Here is a 20,707-nt window from a genome sequence, read left to right on the forward strand (position 1 = left end):
ATGATTAATTTTACATTCTAAATATTTTTTCTGCATATATTATGATTTTTTTGTATATTTTCCACATTATTTTAATTAATTAAGTAAAAAAGAAACTGCCACATTAACAATTTTACTTGCTAATGTAACAGCATCAATTATATAAAGTACAAATATATTTAATAAATTATGCTCTATTATAATTTATTAAACATCCATCTAAAATAATTTCTCTTTCTTTATCTGTAAGATCTCCAAGTCTTAAATCAAACTCTTTCATATCTTTATTTACAACATAAGCTTTTATTACATCAGCTTTATCTTTTACAGCCTTAGCAATGTTAGGAATAAATAAATAATCTCCATTATCAAAGCAAATATCATCTTGTTCATATACAAATGGAAGCATACCCCAGTTTATAAGATTTGAACGATATCTCTTAGTTGCATATTCCTTAGCAATATTAGCCCAGCCACCTAAAACTTTTTGACATGAAGCTGCTTGTTCACGAGCTGAACCATCTCCAGGTTTAACAGCATATATTGTACTACCTATTCCTATAGTATCTCTGCTTATATTGTAGGTTTCTTTTATCTTATCCATTATTGGCTTTAATTCATCATTACCTTCACAAGGGCATTTTCCTTCACGTCTTTTTTCTTCCATTGCCTTAACAGCCTTAGCTTTTCCAACATATGAAGGATCCTTACGTGATAATGTAAACTCAGCAAGGCCAAGTGGATTTGAACGATAAGATGAAGTTTCTCCTGATGGTATTAATTCATCAGTAGTAGTTACTGGATCATGTATAACAGATACTACTTTTAATAAAAGATTGTCTGTTAATGGTACCATTGTTGGCCAATCCTTTATGTTTGGTCCAAATTTAATTTCAACAGAAGGATCTGCTTTTCCAAGTCCATTGTAAACTCTCTTATCATAAATTGCCTTGTCAAAGAAATATTTTGGCTTTGTAAATTCAACATCAACATCTGTTGCTGGAGTTAAATATCCCTTATTAGCTGCTGTTGCTGCAATTGAACGTGCATCCATAAGTGCAACAGAAGCAATTTGACCATTTGTAATCTTAGATCCTTCTCTGTTAGGGAAGTTTCTAGTAGAATGACGTATACTTAATCCATTATTAGCTGGTACATCTCCTGCTCCAAAACATGGACCACAGAAAGCTGTACGAACAATTGCACCAGTTTCCATAAGATCAGCTATTCTTCCATTTTTAACAAGTTCCATAAATACTGGTTGAGATGCTGGGTATACACTTAATGTAAATTCATCGCTTCCAATTGAAGTACCTCTTAAAATGTCTGTTGCATCACAGATGTTTTCAAAACCACCACCTGCACATCCTGCTATAACACCTTGTTCTACATAAAGCTTACCATTTCTAACTTTATCCTTTAATGAGAATTTAACATCATTATTATCAAGACTTACTTGTGCTTTCTTTTCTACATCATCTAATATATCTAAAAGATTATTGTTTAATTCTTCTATTGTGTATACATTACTTGGGTGGAAAGGCATTGCTATCATTGGTCTAATTTCAGATAAATCTACATAAACCATTCCATCATAATATGCTACATCCCCAGGATTTAATTCTTTAAATTCTTCTGGTCTCTTGTGAATTTCATAAAATTCTTTAATTTTACTATCTGTTTTCCAAATCGAAGAAAGACATGTAGTTTCTGTAGTCATAACATCAATTCCGATTCTATAATCAGCACTTAAGTTTTCAACTCCGTCTCCTACAAATTCCATGACTTTATTTTTAACATATCCATTTTTAAATACTGCTCCTATTATAGCAAGTGCAATATCTTGAGGTCCTACACCTTTAACTGGCTTTCCAGTTAAGTATACACCTATAACTCCTGGCATGTTTATATCATATGTTTGGCTTAATAATTGTTTAACTATTTCAGGACCACCTTCACCTACTGCCATAGTACCAAGTGCACCATAACGAGTATGACTGTCTGAACCTAAAATCATTTTTCCACAGCCTGCTAACATTTCTCTTGCAAATTGATGAATTACTGCTTGATGAGGAGGAACATAAATTCCACCATATTTTTTAGCACAAGAAAGGCCAAACATATGGTCATCTTCATTAATAGTACCACCAACAGCACATAGACTGTTATGACAGTTTGTTAATACATAAGGAACTGGGAATTTTTCAAGCCCTGATGCCCTTGCTGTTTGGATAATTCCAACGAAAGTAATATCATGAGAAGTTAACTTATCAAATTTTATTTTTAACCTATCCATGTTATCAGAAGTATTATGAGATTTTAATATTCCATATGCTATTGTATTCTTAGCAGCTTCTTCTTTACTTGGATACTTGTCCCCTAATTTGCTTTTTAAAATAGCAGCTTGATCAGCACCATCTTCGACAATCTCTCTGCCATTTAAAAGGTATGCTCCTTTTTCAAATAATTTTACCATTAATTATAATCCTCCTTAATCCATATTCTTTCAATATTTTATCATATTTTTCTACTTTGAACAATTTTTATATTAAGATCAAAAAAATAAACCTAAAATTCATAAATTAATATAAATTTTAGGTTTATTAAATTCATTAAATATAATTCTTAGTATGAGTATCAGTATGAGTTATTCTATCTTTTCTCTCATTATATTTACCAGGTCCAAATCTTTCATCCAAACTTAAATATCCAGTAACTCTTGATATTCCTTGAATATTCGTACTATTACATTTTGGGCATTTTTGTTCATGATTTAAAAGTTGAGCACCACAATCTTTACAATATCTAATGTGGAAATTTACTCCCATGTAACTTATATTAGTTTTCTTATAAGCATAATCCAATATATCCATAATTGTTTGACCTGTTGGATTATCATCAACTTCTATGTAACTTATATGACCACCATTACAAAGCTTATGATAAGGAGCCTCAATATCAATTTTTTCCTTTATTGATATTGGATAACCAACTGGCACATGAAAACTATTTGTATAATATTCTTTATCTGTTACACCTGGTATTTTACCAAAAACTTTTTGGTCTTGTTTTATAAACTTGCCAGATAATCCTTCTGCAGGAGTTGCATAACAACTCCAATTTAAATGAGTTTCTTCTGTAAGTCTATCAACATTTTCCCTAAGAAATGTAACAATTCTAAGACCAAGTTCTCTTGCTTCTTTACTTTCACCATGATGCTTTCCTATTAATGCTACTAAGGTTTCTGCAAGACCAATAAATCCAATTCCCCAAGTCCCTTGCTTTAAAATTGGTTCTATTGAATCATCTTGTGACAAGTTTTCAGAACCCTTCATTAAATATTGTCCTGCTACAAATGGTAAATCCTTAACCTTTAATCTCTTTAATACATCATATCTATGCATTAATGATTCCTTAGCTAAATCTATTCTCTTTTGAAAAATATCAAAGAATTTATCAATATTACCCTTTGCTTGTATACCTATTCTAGGCAAGTTAATTGTTGTAGGGGCAATATTTCCTCTTCCTTTACAACCAGGCTCACCATTAACATTTTTCATTATGTAAGTTCTACAACCCATTGTAGCTGGCATATATCCCTTATCATAATATTCTTTATTAAAATCAGCATCTAAATTCATAAATGTTGGATTCATTCTTCTTGCTGCGACCCTACATGCAAGTTCATATAAATAGTAATAAGGATCATTTTTCTCTCTATTTACACCTTTTTTTACTCTAAATATTATATTAGGAAATATTGGTTGCTCACCTTTTCCAAGCCCCTTTTCATATTCTTCTAAGAAAACTTGACATACAAGTGCTGCATCCTTTGAATGAGGAATTCCTATATTTACTGAACTAAATGGAACTTGAGATCCTGCTCTGCTGTGCATTGTATTTAAATTGTATACAACACCTTGCATAGCTTGATGCACTCTATTTAATAATTTTTTATGAACAAGTTCATCCATTTTTTCTTCAGCTATTCCTAGTTCTTTAAATTCATCAATTATTTCTTGCCTTGTTGGTTCTACAAATACAGCCATATCATTATCAAAATCAGGATGAGACTGACCACCAAACATATCGTTTTGTGTTGATTGTAAAAGAATGCATGAAAGTTCAGCTGCACTTTCTATTCTTTTAGGTCTTTTTATTGTTCCATATCCTGTATTAAAACCGCTTTCTAAAAGTTCTCTAGTTGGAATATGCAAACAATTAACAGTTAAGTTATAACTATCCAAATCATGATAGTATAAATCTCCAACTTCATGAGCTTTTGATAAACGCTTTGGCATAGTAGAAAGATTATGCCATTTATTAGATTCAGAAGCTATTCTTAAAAGCTTAGAACTAAAATTATTACCTACATTGGCATTATCTCTATCTGTTTCAACACCAATTTGCTTTATAGCTTTCATTAAATCTGATTTTATATCTCTTACCTTCGTTCTTTCTCTTCTGTAGTTAGAATAAGCAATAGCTACGTCTTGATGACCACTGTCCTTTAGTGCTTTTTCTACTAAATTTTGAATTTCTTCTACTGAAATTTTTGCTTTTTCAGATAATTCTATATAACTTATAACTCTTTGAACTGAATCTAGCACTTGACTTGTTCTTAAGTTTAATCCTTCTTCAGTAGCCGCCCTATTAATGGCATGAGCTATTTTGTCTGCATTAAATTGTACTTCTCTCCCATCCCTTTTAACTACATATAGCATTCCAAAATCACCACCACACAATATATAGTGTCTTAAGACACGTTCATATTATACTTCATTCCATAATATATATCAATGCCATTTTTAATTATATTTTTGTTATATATGATATTTATTATAATATTAGTCCGATTTGCTCCTTTTTTTGCATTACTTCAAAGTTGTTTATATTATTATTTAATATTGATTTTTACTTAATATTTTTTGTTTGTTAATTATATTTAATTTTACATTTTTTGTTGAATAACCCTATCAGTTCTGATATAGTTAATTATATCAATACTGATATAATTAACTATATCAATAGTGGTATGTTTAATTTAATAATCAAGGAGGCATCTTTTAATGGAAAAAATAGCACTAATAACTGATAGCGCTGCTGATTTACCAAAGGAAATAATAAATAAATATAATATAAATGTTTTACCTTTTAGAATAATATATTCTAATGGGGAATATAAAGATGGTGTAGATATAACACCAGATGAAGTATATAGTTCCTTAGAAAAAGAAATTCCAAGCACATCACTTCCAAGTATGGAAGAAATGGAAAATCTTTTTTCTACACTAGAAAAAGAAGGATATACTCATGCAATATGCATTCATATATCAAGTACCCTTTCAGGTACAGCAAATTCAATAAGACTTGTTGCAGAAAATCATCCCAATATTACATCATATATATATGATACAAAAACATTAACAGGTGCACAGGGTGATATTGTAATAGAAACTGCAAAAAGCATTGAAAATGGTTCTTCTTACGAAAATATAATAAATATGTTGCCAGAATTACGAAAAAAAGTACATTGTTTCTTTACCATTGATACCTTGTTATATTTAAAGAAAGGTGGCAGAATTGGTCGTGTTGCTGGTACTATTGGTGAATTGTTAAATCTTAAACCTATTATAGAAGTAGCAGATGACGGAATATATAATACTTATGCAAAAGCACGTGGAAGAAAACAAGCAATTAAAAAATTACATGAAATTTTAGATAATTTTTTATCTAAAGGGAAATGTAACATCGCCGTTTTACATGGTCATGCCAAAGAAGATTGTATAGATTTCTATAATTCAATAAAAGATAATCCTAATATATTAGATATTAGAACAGGAGAAATAAGCCCTTCCCTTGGAATCAATACAGGAGCAGGTCTTATAGGTCTTATTATTCAAGAGGTTTAAATTTGCTTATGGCAAGGAATAATTTAGATTACAATAACATCAAAGAAGAAGAAAAAAGATTATATAAAGAATATAAAGAAAATCTTGCAAAACTTAAAAAAGTAAAACAGGAAAGAGAAGCTGTTGGACAAATTTTCACTAAAGGTTTGCTTCCTATATATGTTCTATATATCCTAACCCTATCTCCATCAAATGGAAATGATATTTCAAAAAAAATAGGAGAAAGAACTTCTGGCTTATGGCTTCCTAGCACTGGTGGAATTTATCCACTTCTAAAAAAATTTGAAAAAGAAGGCTTTGTTGTAGGCCAGTGGGATGACCCAAAGAAAAAATTTAAAAAAATATACACTCTTACTGATAAAGGAAAGGAAGAGTTTAAAAATAAAAAAGATTTATTAAAACCAAGAATAGAAGAATCACTTAGGGTATTTGAAATAATTTATAATGATATATACTAAAAAGGCTGCCAGTTAGCAGCCCTTTTTTTATTTCTCACTTTTCTTTTTTAATATTAATGATTGTGATAAACCCAAAATAGCAAATCCAATAATTTTAGCTAAATTTGAACCATCTGATGTATGAGATTTATCTTCTTTACTATCTTTATCACTATCAACAGTTTCATTATCTTTTCCTTCTGTTTCTTCAGATTTATTATCCTGATCTAAATTGTTGTCTTTTTCATTGTCTGTTTTATCATTGTCATCTGGTATAATTATTTCCTCATTATCCTTTGGTGTACTTGTACTCTTATCTTCGTCTTCCTTTGGTGTGCTTGTACTTTTATCTTCATCACCCTTTGGTGTGCTTGTGCTCTTATCTTCGTCTTCCTTTGGTGTGCTTGTACTTTTATCTTCATCACCCTTTGGTGTGCTTGTGCTCTTATCTTCATCATCCTTTGGTGTGCTTGTGCTCTTATCTTCATCACCCTTTGGTGTACTTGTGCTTTTATCTTCATCACCTTTTGGTGTGCTTGTACTCTTATCTTCATCATCCTTTGGTGTTGTTTCTGGTTTATTATCATCTTCTTGATATTCAAAACCACTATCATCATTATAATTAAAAATAACTGAATCGTAGCCATATTCATTTTTTACTGTAATTTTTAATTTTTTTATGTATTCAAACTCTATATATCTTTCGTCATCTTTATTGATGATATTGCTTTCCTCACTCCAACTTAATGTACTTTCTTTAGAAAAATCTCTAACTAATTTATATGGAGTAAACTCATCTGCCCAATATCCGCTAGGTGCATTACTCTTTTCTAATGATAAAGCTTCAATTTTATATTCATTATTTTCTCCATAAGCTTCTATTGCGCAATTAATATTTCTTACGCTATTTTCATCTGTACTATTTAATGAAACCTTTTTGATTTTAGGTGCTTTTTCATCTTTATCAGAAATTGTAATATGCATATTTTTCTCTGCTCTTGCTGCACCTTCAGGTTCACCATTACTATTATAACCAACTACCTTAACATTATAATCTCCAGCCTTATCGGGTTTCCAATTAAGATAATTTGATCTATATTCCATGTCTATTAATTTATCATTAACATACAATTCGTAATATATATATCCCCTTTCACCTTTAAATTCAAGAGAACTATTAGTATTAAATTGCAAGTTATTTGAATCTACAATCTCTTCATTTATTGAAGTTTTAAGATCTTGTATTTTTTTATTATTTGCAGGTTCTGCTGAAAAATTATATTCTTTAGAATCATAGCCATATTCATTTTCAGCAATTACCTTAATTGAATATCCAACTACCATACCTTCTTCTGGTAAAACCCTCATCTGATTCCAAGTGATATTATTATTATCTATAAAATCAGATATATTATGATAGCAATATAAAGGTGTAATTTCATTATCACCATCTTTAGCTACTTGAAATTCTCTTACTTGAAATTTATATTTAACATTATCTCCTGATGTATTTGCTACACACTCTAAATCAAAGTTTGCTTTACTAAAAATATCTATATTTCGTATTTTAGGTGCTCTATAATCTTTTTCTAACGCTTCAAAATATATATCCTTTTCTTCAAAAGTATCATCATTTGAATTTTCACCTACTAATTTTACTTTATATGCTCCTTCTTCTTCTGGATTCCAATAAAAAACATTAGTATCTGAGCTTTCTTCTAATAAATTATCATTTACATATATCTTGTAATTATCCCATTTATTATCCACAGTAAATTTTATTTTTGCCCCAACATTTACTTTAATATTGCTATCATAATTTAAATCATCATTAACTGAAACCTTAAGATTTGAAATTTTGTTATCTTCCTGAAGTGTCACATTACTTTTTGAAAAAATAGATGATGCATTAACAATATTATAACCAGTAGTTGATAATATCATCCCCATTGTAGCTATACATATTACTCTTTTTATTGTTTTATTCACTTAAATCCCCCCAATAGACAATATACAATAAAATTATTGCTATTTTCATTATGGCACATTGGCTTGTAAATGTCTACAACCAAAAGAACTATTACAAATAAAAGAGCATGCTACAATAATTAAAAAATTAATCATTTTGCAGCATGCTCACTCCGCTTAAATATTAAAACTCTAATGTGCACTTATAGCATTTACAGGGCAACTTGCTTCAGCATCCTTAACATCATCTTCACAATCACTTGGTACTTCAGATACTATTACCTCTGCTTTACCACTATCACCCATTTGAAATACCTTATCACATATAGTAGGACATAAACCACATGAAATACATGTATCTTGATCTACATTTGCTTTCATAAAAAAACCTCCTTAAAAAATACTTATTCTAAAATATTTTAACCAATAAGGAGATTTTTTATTCTAATATAATCCCTCAAATATTGATGAATATAATGGACTATCCTTAACATATTCTTCAGCCTTACCATTTTCTAAGGCAGCTGTAAACTCCATATCTATAGGAAGTTCACCAATTAGAGGCAATCCTAAATATTCCGCATGTTCATCTGCACTCTTACTGCTAAACACACGCAATTTCTTTTGACAACTATCACACATTATGTATGACATGTTTTCCACTACTCCTCTTATTTTAACCCCAACTTTTTCAGCCATAATAACTACTTTTTTTACTATCATAGAAACCATATCTTGAGGAGTAGATACTATTATCATTTCCTTTAATGGTATGTCTTGCATTACTGTCAAAGCAATATCTCCAGTTCCTGGAGGCATATCAATTAATAAATAATCTAAATCTCCCCACTCTGTATCTACATACATTTGATTTAATACTCCTGTTATAACAGGTCCTCTCCAAATGACAGGTTGATCTTCAACTTGTGTTAAAAGGTTCATTGAAATAACCTTTATTCCACTTTCTGTTTCAACAGGTTGAAATTTAACATTGTTATCATCAATAGGAATTATATTACCTCTTTTTGTATTTATCCCAAAAAATCTTGGCATTGATGGTCCTGTAATATCAGCATCAAGCACTCCAACTTTGTATCCTTTCTTATTCAACTCAGATGCAAGTATTCCTGTGACAGTTGACTTTCCAACTCCACCTTTACCACTTATAACACCTATAATATTTTTTATTTTTCCATACTTAGGTAATACCTTAACTGCAAATTGAGTTTTACCTTTTGAATCACATGATTCAGATTTACAAGTTCCTTTACTAGGACATTTGTCACAACTACTACTCATTTAAATTTCTCCTTTCTTTTACCAGTTATCTGGCTTTTCATTAGCTTCACTTACTGTAATTTTCCAACCTTTATATTCATAAGATCCTGATACATAATATGTCTCATAGACCTTATCTTTTTGATTGTCTACTGTTATTGTTGTTTTAAATATCTTTGTACTATATCCTGCATTTTTAACTGTTATTATAGTATCAAAATCTGATAAATTATTATTAGTTAATTGTATATTTGAAATTTCTTTTTGCATTTTATTTTTGAAATCCAACAAATCCACTGAAAACATATATTTTAAACAATTAACATCACCTGATATATCAATTCCAACTTTATGTTCGGAATCATCAAGCTGATCTTTATCTTTTTTTAGAACCTCTATTATAGAATCATAATAAATCTCTTCAAAATTTTTAGGTTTACTAATAAATGATAAATTTTGCCTTATTGTCTGATCTAAATCATTTGATATATCATAAATATTATCATCATTATAAAAATTTCCCACACCATTTTCATCAACATTAACTACATACTGATATTTTTTAACCTCATCACCAATATATACTTCTAAAACGTAATCAGGATCTAATGATGTTTTCTCTTCTCTAATTTTTCCCTTTTTTAATATGTCATATATATCCCTTATTGCACTATTATCTGTAACTATAAATCTAAATCCAGGATCCCTTGAATTTTGTATAATAATTTTATCAACATTTTCTTGTATTATATAGTCAAAATCTTGATTTTTAATTTTAAGTTTTACTTGAGCAGAATCTAAAATATCACATCCAACGAACGAATATGTAAATATTATTAATAAAGCTATTAAAATTATGTTTTTACTATGCTTCAATATTGTTCACTCTTCCTTTTTTATTTGACCAAATAAATAATATAACTCCTAAAATCAAAGTACCTATAGCTATCCATTGTGATGTAGAAAGAAGCCATAATGCTCCTCTTTCATCATCTCTTAAAAATTCTATTATAAATCTTCCTATACTATAAGATATAACATAAGCTGATGTAAGCTTTCCAGATTTAACATTAGTGTTTCTTGAATAAATTATTAAAAATGCACCTAAAATAAAATCAAATAGTGACGAATATAATTGTGTAGGATGAAGAACTATACCTGATGGTGCTAAAGAATCAACGGGAAATGTAACTCCTAAAAATAAATCTGTAGCCTTTCCATAACAGCATCCAGCTAAAAAGCAGCCTATTCTTCCAAAACCTTGTGCTATGGCTAGTCCCGGTGCAATAATATCAGTAATACTAAAAAAATCCCATTGCTTTTTCTTAGTATATATATATACACATAAAGCTCCTAAAATTATAGCTCCATAAACTACAAAGCCTTCTCCAAAATTATAAAGAAGTGATGGATCATTTATAATATCCTTTATATTAACCAATATAAAAAGTAGTTTACCTCCAACAATTCCAGAGATAACTGTTAATATCATTAAATTTGTAAGATTGTCTTCGTTATATCCCTTTTCTTTTCCTTTTCTTAAAAACATTAGTCCAGCTATTATAATTCCTATTGCAATCATTAATCCATAACTATAAACTTTTATTCCAAAAATCTGAAATAATACCATTCTCATTGCTATCGTATCCTCCAATTTAAAATATTATATTTATATAACATTTTAGGAGAAGCTTAATTTAGCTTCTCCTATAACTAATTAGATTATAATACTTTATAGTATTAATAGCAAACTATTCTTAAAATTTGCTATTATATGACTATTCCTTTGCTGGGACAACAACCATAGACTTTTTATAATCATAAAACATAAGCCAAAGACCTGTTTTTTCATTTTCTGTCTGCATCCATGTTACAAATCCAGTTCTGCCACCATATGGTTGGTTTTGTTTTCCTTTGCCTCCAGGAACACCATAAACAATATATTTTAAATTTCCCTTTTCATCACATTTATAGCCCATTACAAAATATCCATATTTTTTTATATAAGGATAATAATTTATCATAGGATAATATGCTATTGTATATTTATTATAATTTGATGTGTCACACATGTCTTCTATTGATGAAACTTGGGCTTTATACCATTTACAATATTTTATTTCTTTATATTTGTCTTTTAATAAAGTAAAATCACTTACTACTTTTTCAAAAAATTCTCCAAGCTTGCCTTTTAGGTTAAAATCATAAGGATCTATTTTTTCGTCTTTTCTATCTTCAATTTCTTTTTCATATTCTTCAAATTTATTACGTTTTAATTCTCTATCGCATTTTAATTCTTTATTACATTTTAACTCTCTAGAACACTTTAAACACTCTTCACATTCAGGTTCAATTTTCTTACATTCGCATTTAATATCATCTTTCTTATTTTCAACTTCTTTGCTAACTTCTTTTTCCTTGCAAGACTTTGACTCTTTATGTTCTTTTTTTTGTTTACACTCAGTTTCATCTTTACAGTTATGACTCTTTTCTTTATGTTCACAGAATTTAGAAGAATTATGTTTGTCTTTATCCTTCTTATTGTCTTTATTTTTGAGTTCTACAAAATCTTTAGGAATCTCTTCTTCTTTATAATTACATACCTTGCATTTTTTCCAATCGTCGCCAACAGATTCACTATTATTAAATCCATAAAGCATAAATGATATGTTATCATCTACCATTTTGAAAATTCCCGCACCAGATATATCTTCATAATTAACATTTAATCCCGCAATATTATTTATATAATATTCTTTCATGCACTGACCCTTTAATGAATCATCTATTTTTATAGGACCTAAGTTAATTATTTTTCTGTTATCCTTTTTATAACAAATAAGAACCATATAATACTTTTCTGTAGATTCTAAATTTTGAATGTAAAAAGAAATTTTGCACCTATCTCCCTTTGCTTCAATTTTAGCATATCCTGATATCTGTTTAGATGATACTTCATTTTTGTTATCTTTATCTGCTTGTAATATTATAAAATTTCTATATAATTTATTATGCCCCAAATAAAAAACCTCCACACATACTTTTTTAATACAGTATATGATTAGATTCTTACATTATTCCAAAAGCAATTATTTTATCTAAGCTTAATTATTTCTTCAGTTAAATTTCTAAACTCTTCAAGGCTTAATGTTTCACCACGCCTTTTAGGATCAATTGATGCATTTTCAAATGCCTTTAATATATCTTCTTTTTTCATATTTAAGAATTTAACTCCATTTAATAAAGTTTTTCTTCTCATATTAAATGCATTTCTAATTATTTTAAACATCAAATCTTCATCTGTAACATCTACTCTAGGTTTTTCTAATCTATCTAACCTTATTACTATAGAATCTACCTTAGGTTGTGGAATAAATGCACCTGGAGATACTCTTTTTATAATCTTAGTATTACAATAGTATTGAACAAGTAATGAAAGAGAACCATATTCTTTACAATTAGGTTCTGCATCGATTCTTTCAGCTACTTCCTTTTGTATCATTATTGTTAAGGACTTAAAATTATATTGTTCTTTTAATAATTTTACTATGATAGGTGTAGTTACATAGTAAGGCAAATTAGCCACAAGTTTTACACTTTTATGATCCTTTATAATTTCTTTAAAATCCACCTTTAATGCATCATCATGTATAAGTGTAAAATTCTCTTCTTGAGAAAGTTCATTTTCCAAAATAGGTATTAAATCATTATCAAGTTCTATAGATACTACTTCAGCTGCTTTTTGAAGAAGCTTTGCTGTAAGAGAACCTACACCAGGCCCTATTTCTATAACTAAGTCATCCTTACATACATCTGCACCTTCTACAATACTATCTAAAATACTTTCATCGTGAAGGAAATTTTGTCCAAGGCTCTTTGAAAATTTAAAATTATACTTTTTAACAATTTCTTGAGTACTATAATTTTTTATATCCATTCATTATTCTCCTAATTCTTTTTGTATAACATCTATAGCTTTTATAAATTCTTCTTTAGATATACCATAATTATTTAATCTTGTAACAATTTGAGCTGCATTTCCATATCCTATTCCAAGTTCTTTTCCTAAAATAATTCTTCGCTTTTTAGAATCTGGATTTCCTGCTAACTTAAAATGATACATATCTTGCATATTATAAAATTCAACTTTATCTTCTAATGTTACCTTTGCATTTTCTAATGCCTTAATTATTACTTCTGGTGTTGCGTTCTCAACTCCAATATCTCCGTCTTTAAAACCATCTTCTTGTGATATATATGCATGTCTTACACCTTTTACTCTCTTAGAAATAATACTTCTTATTTTTTCACCTGCAAAGTCAGGATCAGTAAATACAATAACTCCTTTTCTTTTTTGTGCTTCTTTTATTCTAGCTATTACTTTAGCATTTATTCCAAATCCACCTACTGCAATCATTTCCGCATCAACAGCTTTCTTTACCGCAGCAATATCGTCCCTTCCCTCTACAACAATAACTTCTTTTATCAAAATAATACTTCCTTTCAAAATCATTTTTGCAAATACTTCTTATTATAATTTATCATATTTATAATGAAAATCAAAATGTACACTTTCCTTAAAGAAAAAAGAATGCAAAAGTATGTAAACGTAATCTTTTTTCTCAAGGAAAATTTCACGTTATTCATAAATTTACATTCTAATAATTTTTATATTTTACCATTCACCTGGATATGCTATTATTCCAACTTCTATATCGTACTTTCTACCCCAACTGCTACATTCTGACGATGAGTTAAGATACACATCTATTATGTTGCCTTTTATTGCTCCGCCAGTATCAGCTGCTATAGCTTTTCCATAACCACTTACATATACTAAACTTCCAAGTGGTATTACTCTAGGATCGACTGCAATTGTACCAATTACACCATCTGAAGCCTTTACAGGTTTTCTACCTGTTGCAGTAGTATTATGCCCTGAATATGCAGTTGCTTGCATTGAAAGTTTTTTCTTTACTTTTATTTCGCCGCCTCTACTTGCAATAAACTGACTACCACCTTTTGTTACAACTTCATCTTGAGTAGGCTTTGTAGGTCTTTGGCTTATTTCATCCTTTGATATTATTTCGCCATCATGTTTAACAACTTTATATGTTACTTCTTTCTCACCATTTATGCCAGGTGTTGTAACTTCCTTAAAGGATATATCTTTGTCATAATCAACTACCTCTGAAGAACTATAAGGCATTACTTGTGTTTCCACTACTTCTTCCACATCAACCTTTGTTATTTTTATATCCATTCCAGAATCCAATTTAGTTTCTTTTTCTGGTGAAACTATATCTTCATTTTTGAATTCTATACCATTGCTTTTTAAATATTCTTCCTCAGCAACTAACATATCTTCTACTGTATCTTCTGCTGTGTCTAAACTTACTTCTTTACCCGAAACTGTAAGGTTTACTGGCACGGCTCTTTTTATATTTACTTCTTGATTACTTTTTATCTTAGTACCTAGTGCAGGTTCTATCTTGTCCTTTTCAGATATCTCAATTCCCTCTTCCTTAAGCAGATCATCAACTGTACTCTTATAAGTAATGTAAGTTTGTTCTTCTCCGTCTATGTTAATCTTTATACTTTTTCTCATTGCAACTATTGTTCCCGTTACAATACAAGCTATTACAATTATGCCTAATATTATCTTTGCTTTGGGATCCTTAGAAAAACTTTTCACAAAGTAATTCTTAAGATTTCCTTTTTTCATAAAATAATAAACCTCCTTTGGTAAGAGCTCATGAGAATTATATATCTATTTTATGCATTCTGTCAAATTTGACATTTTGAAAGTTTTAAAAAGTTAGTATTTTCAAGGCTTTCAGCCTATTCTTCATGAAACTCTTTATATATATGTTTTACCATATTTTTCCAAAGAAGTCAACTCTCTATATTTTAGTGTGAAATTTTACTCATTAATCTAAATAAATTTTCATTAACTTGTTTATTTAAATCTCTGCCATCCACATTTTTAATTTCTGCTATTTTATCTAATACAAATTCAATATAATCTGATCTATTAGTCTTACCTCTATTAGGTTCTGGAGCCATATAAGGGCAATCCGTTTCTACAAGAAGCCTATCAAGCGGAACATTTTTCACAACTTCTCTTAGCTTTTTTGAATTTTTAAAAGTTACTACCCCAGTAACTCCTATATAGTATCCAAGTTTCAAGCATTCCTTAGCAAATTCTACACTACCAGAAAAGCAATGAACAGTTCCTATTACGCCTTCAAATTCCTTCATAATTTCTAATGTATCTTTATGCGCATCTCTATCATGAATTATTACAGGTAGCTTTAACTTCTTAGCTAGCTGCATTTGTTTTCTAAAAACATCTTTTTGAATTTCTCTAGACGGATTTTCCTCCCAATAATAATCAAGTCCAATCTCACCTATAGCAACAATCTTTTTGTTGTTTTTTATAATATCTTCAAATTCCTTGATGCATTTATCGCTAAATTCATTTGCATTTTCAGGATGAATTCCTACAGCTCCATAAATAAAATCCCATTTATTTACAAGTTCACATGTTTTACCTACACTTTCATAGGATGAAGAACAGTTAACAGCACCAATAACACCATTTTCCTGCAATTCTTTTAAAAGTTCATTTCTATTTTGATCAAATTTCTCATCATCATAATGAGCATGGCTATCAAATATTGCATATTTATTCATATCAAAAACTCCTAAAATATTCTTAAAGTTCATTTATTTTGATTGTTTCTTGCTTACCAAGCACCATGTCTTTAATTGTAACTTGTTCATTTGATACTTCATCTTCACCTATAATTACTACCTTGTTAATACCTAATTTATTAGCATATGACATCTTTTTCTTAAACTTATCTTCCTCTAAATAAATTTCTGCACTATATCCTTTTTCTTGAAGTATATTGCAAACTTTTGTACAATACTCAAAGTTTTCTCCCATAGGTAAAATTAAATAATCTACTGAATTATTAAGTGCATAATTATCCACAAATCCAATTTCACTTAGGACAAAAAATAATCTTGTTAAACCAATAGACATTCCAACCCCAGGAAGTAAATTATCAGTATAATTTTGAGCTAAATTATCATATCTACCTCCTGAAGATATTGAGCCATATCCTTCATTTCCTACTAATAAAGTTTCAAAAACTGTGCCTGTATAATAGTCTAAGCCCCTTATTATTTTTAAATCTATTTTTAGGTTGTCCTCATTTACACCAAATAATTTTAAGCAATTTACTACCTTTTCAAGTTCATCTACTCCTAATTCAAACAAATCATTTTTTATGTCAATAGATCTTAAATTCTTAATTATAGTAGAATTGTCACCTGATATTGCCATAACATCCACTATAGTTTTGCTTTTTTCTTCACCTACAAGTTCTTTTAATTCTGATTCAAAGGTTTCTTTACCTATTTTGTCATATTTATCAATAAGAATCATAACTTCCATTTCGTTTTCAATTTGTAATTCCTTTATAACACCTTTTAAAATCTTTCTGTTACTTATTTGAATCTTAAAGTCATTTATTCCTATAGCTTTTAGTGCTTTATATACTGTACTTACTACTAAAGCATCATTTTTTTCATCAAGCTTTCCATTTCCTACAATATCAACATCACATTGATAGAATTCTCTATACCTTCCTCTTTGATTCCTTTCGCCTCTATATACCTTTCCTATTTGATATCTTTTAAATGGAAAAATTAAATCATTATAATGTTGAGCAACATATCTTGCAAATGGAACTGTCAAATCAAATCTTAAAGCAAGTTCTTTACTTCCCTTTGTAAATTGATATACTTGTTTTTCTGTTTCTCCTGCAGATTTTGCAAGAAGCACTGATGCTTTTTCAATTACTGGTGTATCTATTGGTAAAAAACCATTGTCTCTATATACCTTTGTTATTTTTTTTACCATATCATCAAATATAACTTGCTTTTCAGGAAGTAATTCCATAAATCCTGGCAAAATGCTTGGTGTAATTTTTTTATTATTTTTCATTATTCCACTCCTTAACAAAACAATAAGACAAATATACTTATATTATTGAATATTTCTATATACTAAGATTAGTATACATTTTTGTAATAAATTAATCAAACATACAATGAAAAATGGAAAATGGTATTCATAAAAAACGAATTCCATAATCCATATATTAAATAATTTTATAACCACTCTTTAAGTTTTCTCAAATTATTATCATAATCTTTAATTACTCCACTTATGGTATCCTTTAAATCATTTTCAAAATAATCATGTTCTTTTAAAAACTTATTAGCATTTTTCATGCCCATTTCCATAGCCTTTACAGCTTGCTGTACTATTTCTTTGTCTTCATCAGCTGGAATAAGTTTAATTTTCTGAAAAACTTCACCCATAAGTCCTGTCAAACCAATTGAATCTGTAGGTTCACCCCCAAGTTGTTGAATTTTTCTAATAATAGCTTCTTCATGACCTTTAAAGGAATTTATTATACTTTCTATATCCTTTTTTATAGGCATTGCGTGAGCCTTTTCGTAGTAATCCTTAAAAGATATTATTCCCATATAAATGCCCTTTAAAAATTTATTCATTTCATTAATAATATCTTTATTATTATTATCTTGTGAATATTTCTCATTATTGTCCATAAAAATCACCTCAAATTATATTTTTCCCTGAATTATATTCATTATTCATTTAATATAATTTAAATAATAATTATTTTACTCTTATTTATTAACTAATAATGTATATTTTGTAATATAATTACACTGTTTTTCTTTAAACAATCAATATTTTTTTGTTTTTTTATTTCATATGCGATTTTTGTCACATTATTGTCACAAAACTAATATATTATAATAAATGTAAAGTAGTTAAAGCATTATTTACCCCTTATAACCATCCTATTTAGTATGGTTATCAAGGCATTTCTCCCCCCTATTGGAATGCCTTGGTTTTTTTATTTATAAAAATAGCCTATTACATTAAAATTTTAATGCAATAGGCTATTTTAATTTTTATCTTACAATACTTCCTGATTCTAAATCTCCTGGATCTACAACCTTTAATACACTATCATCATCAGTTGCTGCTGCAAGTATCATACCCTGTGATAATTCACCTCTTAATTTAACAGGCTTTAAGTTTGCTACAAGAACAACATTTTTACCTATTAAATCTTCTGGTTTATAATATTTAGATATACCAGAAACAACTTGACGCTCCTCTCCACCTAAATCTATCTTTAATTTTAGTAATTTTTTTGCTCCTTTTACAGGTTCACAATCTTTAACCTTTACTACTCTTAAGTCTATTTTTTCAAAATCATCAATTGTTATTTCATCTTTTATAGGCTTTATAGGTTTTCTATTTTCAGCCTTTTTAGCTTCTGCTATTTTCTCTAATTCTTTTAATTTTTCTTCTACATCTATTCTTGGGAATAAATTTTCACCCTTTTTAACTTTTGCATCTAAAATTGTTCCATTAAATTCTTTTAATGAATCCCAAGAGTCATTTGTTATATTTAATTGTTCTTTTATTTTAGAAGCTGTTTCTGGCAAGAATGCTGACAAAATAACTTCTACAAATCTTAAACTTTCAGCAAGATTATATAAAACTGTTCCTAATCTTTCCTTTTTACTATCATCTTTTGCTAATATCCAAGGTGTTGTTTCATCAATATATTTATTAGCTCTGCCAACTAAATTAAATACATTTTCTAAAGCTTCAGGAATTCTTAAATCATTAATACATCCTTCTACCTTCTTTGGAGTACTTAATGCTAAATCAATAAGTTCCTTATCTATATCTTCAAGTTCTCCTTGTTTTGGCATATTACCATCAAAATATTTTTCAATCATTGCAACTGTTCTTGAAACTAAATTTCCAAGGTCATTACAAAGATCAGAATTTATTTTTTTGATAAATACTTCATTGTTAAATATTCCATCTGATCCAAATGGTATTTCCCTAAGTAAATAATATCTTACAGCATCTGTGCCAAATATATTTACAAGAACTACTGGATCTACAACATTTCCCTTTGATTTTGACATTTTACCGCCATCTCCAGCAAGAAGCCATCCATGTCCAAATACTTTTTTAGGAAGTGGTAATCCTAAAGCCATTAACATTATTGGCCAATAAATTGTATGGAATCTTATAATATCCTTTCCTACTAAATGAACATCAGCAGGCCAATATTTTTCTAGTTTTTCTGTGTTATCGCTACCATATCCAAGAGCTGTTATATAGTTAGACAATGCATCTATCCAAACATATACTACATGCTTTTCATCAAAAGTTACTGGAATACCCCAATCAAAACTTGTTCTTGAAACACAAAGATCTTGAAGTCCTGGCTTTAAGAAATTATTAAGCATTTCATTCTTTCTTGATTCTGGTTGTATAAAATCAGGATGATCTTCTATATATTTTATTAATCTATCTGCATATTTACTCATTTTAAAGAAATATGCTTCTTCTTTTGATTTTTCTACTGGTCTGCCACAGTCAGGACACTTTCCATCTACCAACTGAGTTTCTGTCCAAAATGATTCACAAGGTGTGCAATACATTCCTTCGTAAGAACTCTTATATATATCTCCTTGATCATAAAGTTTCTTAAATATTTTTTGAACTGCTTTAACATGATAATCATCTGTAGTTCTAATAAATTTATCATAGCTTATATTAAGCATTTTCCAAAGTTCTTTTATACCTGCAACAATTTCATCAACATGTTCTATTGGTTTTATTCCCTTTTTTTCAGCTATTCTTTGTATTTTTTGTCCATGTTCATCACTTCCAGTTAAGAACATAACATCATAACCACTTAATCTCTTAAATCTAGCTATAGCATCTGCTGCTACTGTTGTATAAGTGTTACCAATATGAAGATTTGCTGATGGATAATATATTGGTGTTGTAATATAAAAAGTATCTTTACTCATTTTTTTACCTCCATTATATAAAAAAACCTCTATATAAGAATTTTTATCTTACATAGAGGCGTAATTAACGCGTTACCACTCTACTTTTCTTTTATTTCACAATAAAAGACTCATTAAGTGACTTCTTCAAAAAATCTATCACCCTACAATATAACGGTTGTAACCGTAATCTCCTTA

The 20,707-nt window shown here is 28.9% G+C and carries 17 protein-coding genes and 1 other annotated feature (1 of these 18 cut by a window edge); of the genes, 2 read left to right on the top strand and 15 right to left on the bottom strand.

The genetic code is table 11. The annotated features are described in order from the left end of the window. Positions 1-166: 166 nt before the first annotated feature. Positions 167-2,455 carry a hydratase gene (locus ACTNAO_RS01220; RefSeq protein ID WP_441025586.1) on the bottom strand — a complete coding sequence of 763 codons (2,289 nt, stop codon included), beginning with the start codon at positions 2,453-2,455 and terminating at the stop codon, positions 167-169. A 136-nt stretch (positions 2,456-2,591) separates the two neighbouring features. Next, positions 2,592-4,703 (bottom strand): anaerobic ribonucleoside triphosphate reductase, encoded by a 2,112-nt coding sequence (locus tag ACTNAO_RS01225; protein WP_441025583.1) that lies wholly within the window; start codon positions 4,701-4,703, stop codon positions 2,592-2,594. Between the two features lie 345 nt (positions 4,704-5,048). On the opposite strand from ACTNAO_RS01225, the gene ACTNAO_RS01230 reads away from it, so the two are divergent. Together ACTNAO_RS01230 and ACTNAO_RS01235 are read left to right on the top strand one after the other, a co-directional pair. Next, positions 5,049-5,891: a DegV family protein gene (locus ACTNAO_RS01230; protein ID WP_441025580.1), complete on the top strand. Its 843-nt coding sequence runs from the start codon at positions 5,049-5,051 to the stop codon at positions 5,889-5,891. An 8-nt stretch (positions 5,892-5,899) separates the two neighbouring features. Further along, on the top strand, positions 5,900-6,349 hold the full coding sequence (locus ACTNAO_RS01235; protein ID WP_441025577.1) for a PadR family transcriptional regulator: 450 nt from the start codon (positions 5,900-5,902) through the stop codon (positions 6,347-6,349). Between the two features lie 27 nt (positions 6,350-6,376). Here ACTNAO_RS01235 and ACTNAO_RS01240 read toward each other — a convergent pair whose 3' ends face one another. The 13 genes from ACTNAO_RS01240 to metG all read right to left on the bottom strand — a co-directional run bounded on the left by ACTNAO_RS01240 (position 6,377) and on the right by metG (position 20,530). Then, entirely contained in the window at positions 6,377-8,317 is a 1,941-nt protein-coding gene (locus ACTNAO_RS01240; RefSeq protein WP_441025574.1) for a hypothetical protein, read from the bottom strand. Between the two features lie 171 nt (positions 8,318-8,488). After that, positions 8,489-8,677 carry a ferredoxin gene (locus ACTNAO_RS01245; protein WP_441025571.1) on the bottom strand — a complete coding sequence of 63 codons (189 nt, stop codon included), beginning with the start codon at positions 8,675-8,677 and terminating at the stop codon, positions 8,489-8,491. A gap of 63 nt (positions 8,678-8,740) precedes the next feature. Continuing rightward, entirely contained in the window at positions 8,741-9,595 is an 855-nt protein-coding gene (locus ACTNAO_RS01250; protein ID WP_441025569.1) for an Mrp/NBP35 family ATP-binding protein, read from the bottom strand. 18 nt (positions 9,596-9,613) lie between these two features. Next, the gene (locus ACTNAO_RS01255; protein ID WP_441025566.1) at positions 9,614-10,450 is read right to left on the bottom strand and encodes a hypothetical protein; all 837 of its coding nucleotides are present in this window, start codon (positions 10,448-10,450) and stop codon (positions 9,614-9,616) included. After that, entirely contained in the window at positions 10,440-11,210 is a 771-nt protein-coding gene (locus ACTNAO_RS01260) for a prolipoprotein diacylglyceryl transferase (RefSeq protein ID WP_441025563.1), read from the bottom strand. Before ACTNAO_RS01260 ends, ACTNAO_RS01255 begins: the two co-directional genes overlap by 11 nt. 142 nt (positions 11,211-11,352) lie before the next feature. Then, entirely contained in the window at positions 11,353-12,594 is a 1,242-nt protein-coding gene (locus ACTNAO_RS01265) for a hypothetical protein (protein WP_441025560.1), read from the bottom strand. Between the two features lie 74 nt (positions 12,595-12,668). Then, entirely contained in the window at positions 12,669-13,511 is an 843-nt protein-coding gene (gene rsmA / locus ACTNAO_RS01270; protein ID WP_441025557.1) for a 16S rRNA (adenine(1518)-N(6)/adenine(1519)-N(6))-dimethyltransferase RsmA, read from the bottom strand. A 3-nt stretch (positions 13,512-13,514) separates the two neighbouring features. Further along, positions 13,515-14,063 carry a ribonuclease M5 gene (gene rnmV, locus ACTNAO_RS01275; protein ID WP_441025554.1) on the bottom strand — a complete coding sequence of 183 codons (549 nt, stop codon included), beginning with the start codon at positions 14,061-14,063 and terminating at the stop codon, positions 13,515-13,517. Positions 14,064-14,249: 186 nt separating this feature from the next. After that, positions 14,250-15,299: a ubiquitin-like domain-containing protein gene (locus tag ACTNAO_RS01280; protein WP_441025551.1), complete on the bottom strand. Its 1,050-nt coding sequence runs from the start codon at positions 15,297-15,299 to the stop codon at positions 14,250-14,252. 185 nt (positions 15,300-15,484) lie between these two features. Next, positions 15,485-16,270 (bottom strand): TatD family hydrolase, encoded by a 786-nt coding sequence (locus ACTNAO_RS01285; protein WP_441025548.1) that lies wholly within the window; start codon positions 16,268-16,270, stop codon positions 15,485-15,487. Positions 16,271-16,292: 22 nt separating this feature from the next. Next, positions 16,293-17,591 (bottom strand): histidine--tRNA ligase, encoded by a 1,299-nt coding sequence (gene hisS / locus ACTNAO_RS01290; RefSeq protein ID WP_441025545.1) that lies wholly within the window; start codon positions 17,589-17,591, stop codon positions 16,293-16,295. 167 nt (positions 17,592-17,758) lie between these two features. Continuing rightward, a complete protein-coding gene (locus ACTNAO_RS01295; protein WP_441025542.1) occupies positions 17,759-18,223 on the bottom strand; it encodes a DUF2383 domain-containing protein in 465 nt (154 codons plus the stop codon). Between the two features lie 372 nt (positions 18,224-18,595). Beyond that, a complete protein-coding gene (gene metG, locus ACTNAO_RS01300; RefSeq protein ID WP_441025539.1) occupies positions 18,596-20,530 on the bottom strand; it encodes a methionine--tRNA ligase in 1,935 nt (644 codons plus the stop codon). 51 nt (positions 20,531-20,581) lie between these two features. Next, positions 20,582-20,707: a binding site (T-box leader), on the bottom strand; it runs 121 nt beyond the window's last position.

It is taken from the genome of Clostridium sp. HCP1S3_C6 (assembly GCF_052066735.1).
GTDB lineage: Bacteria > Bacillota > Clostridia > Clostridiales > Clostridiaceae > Clostridium.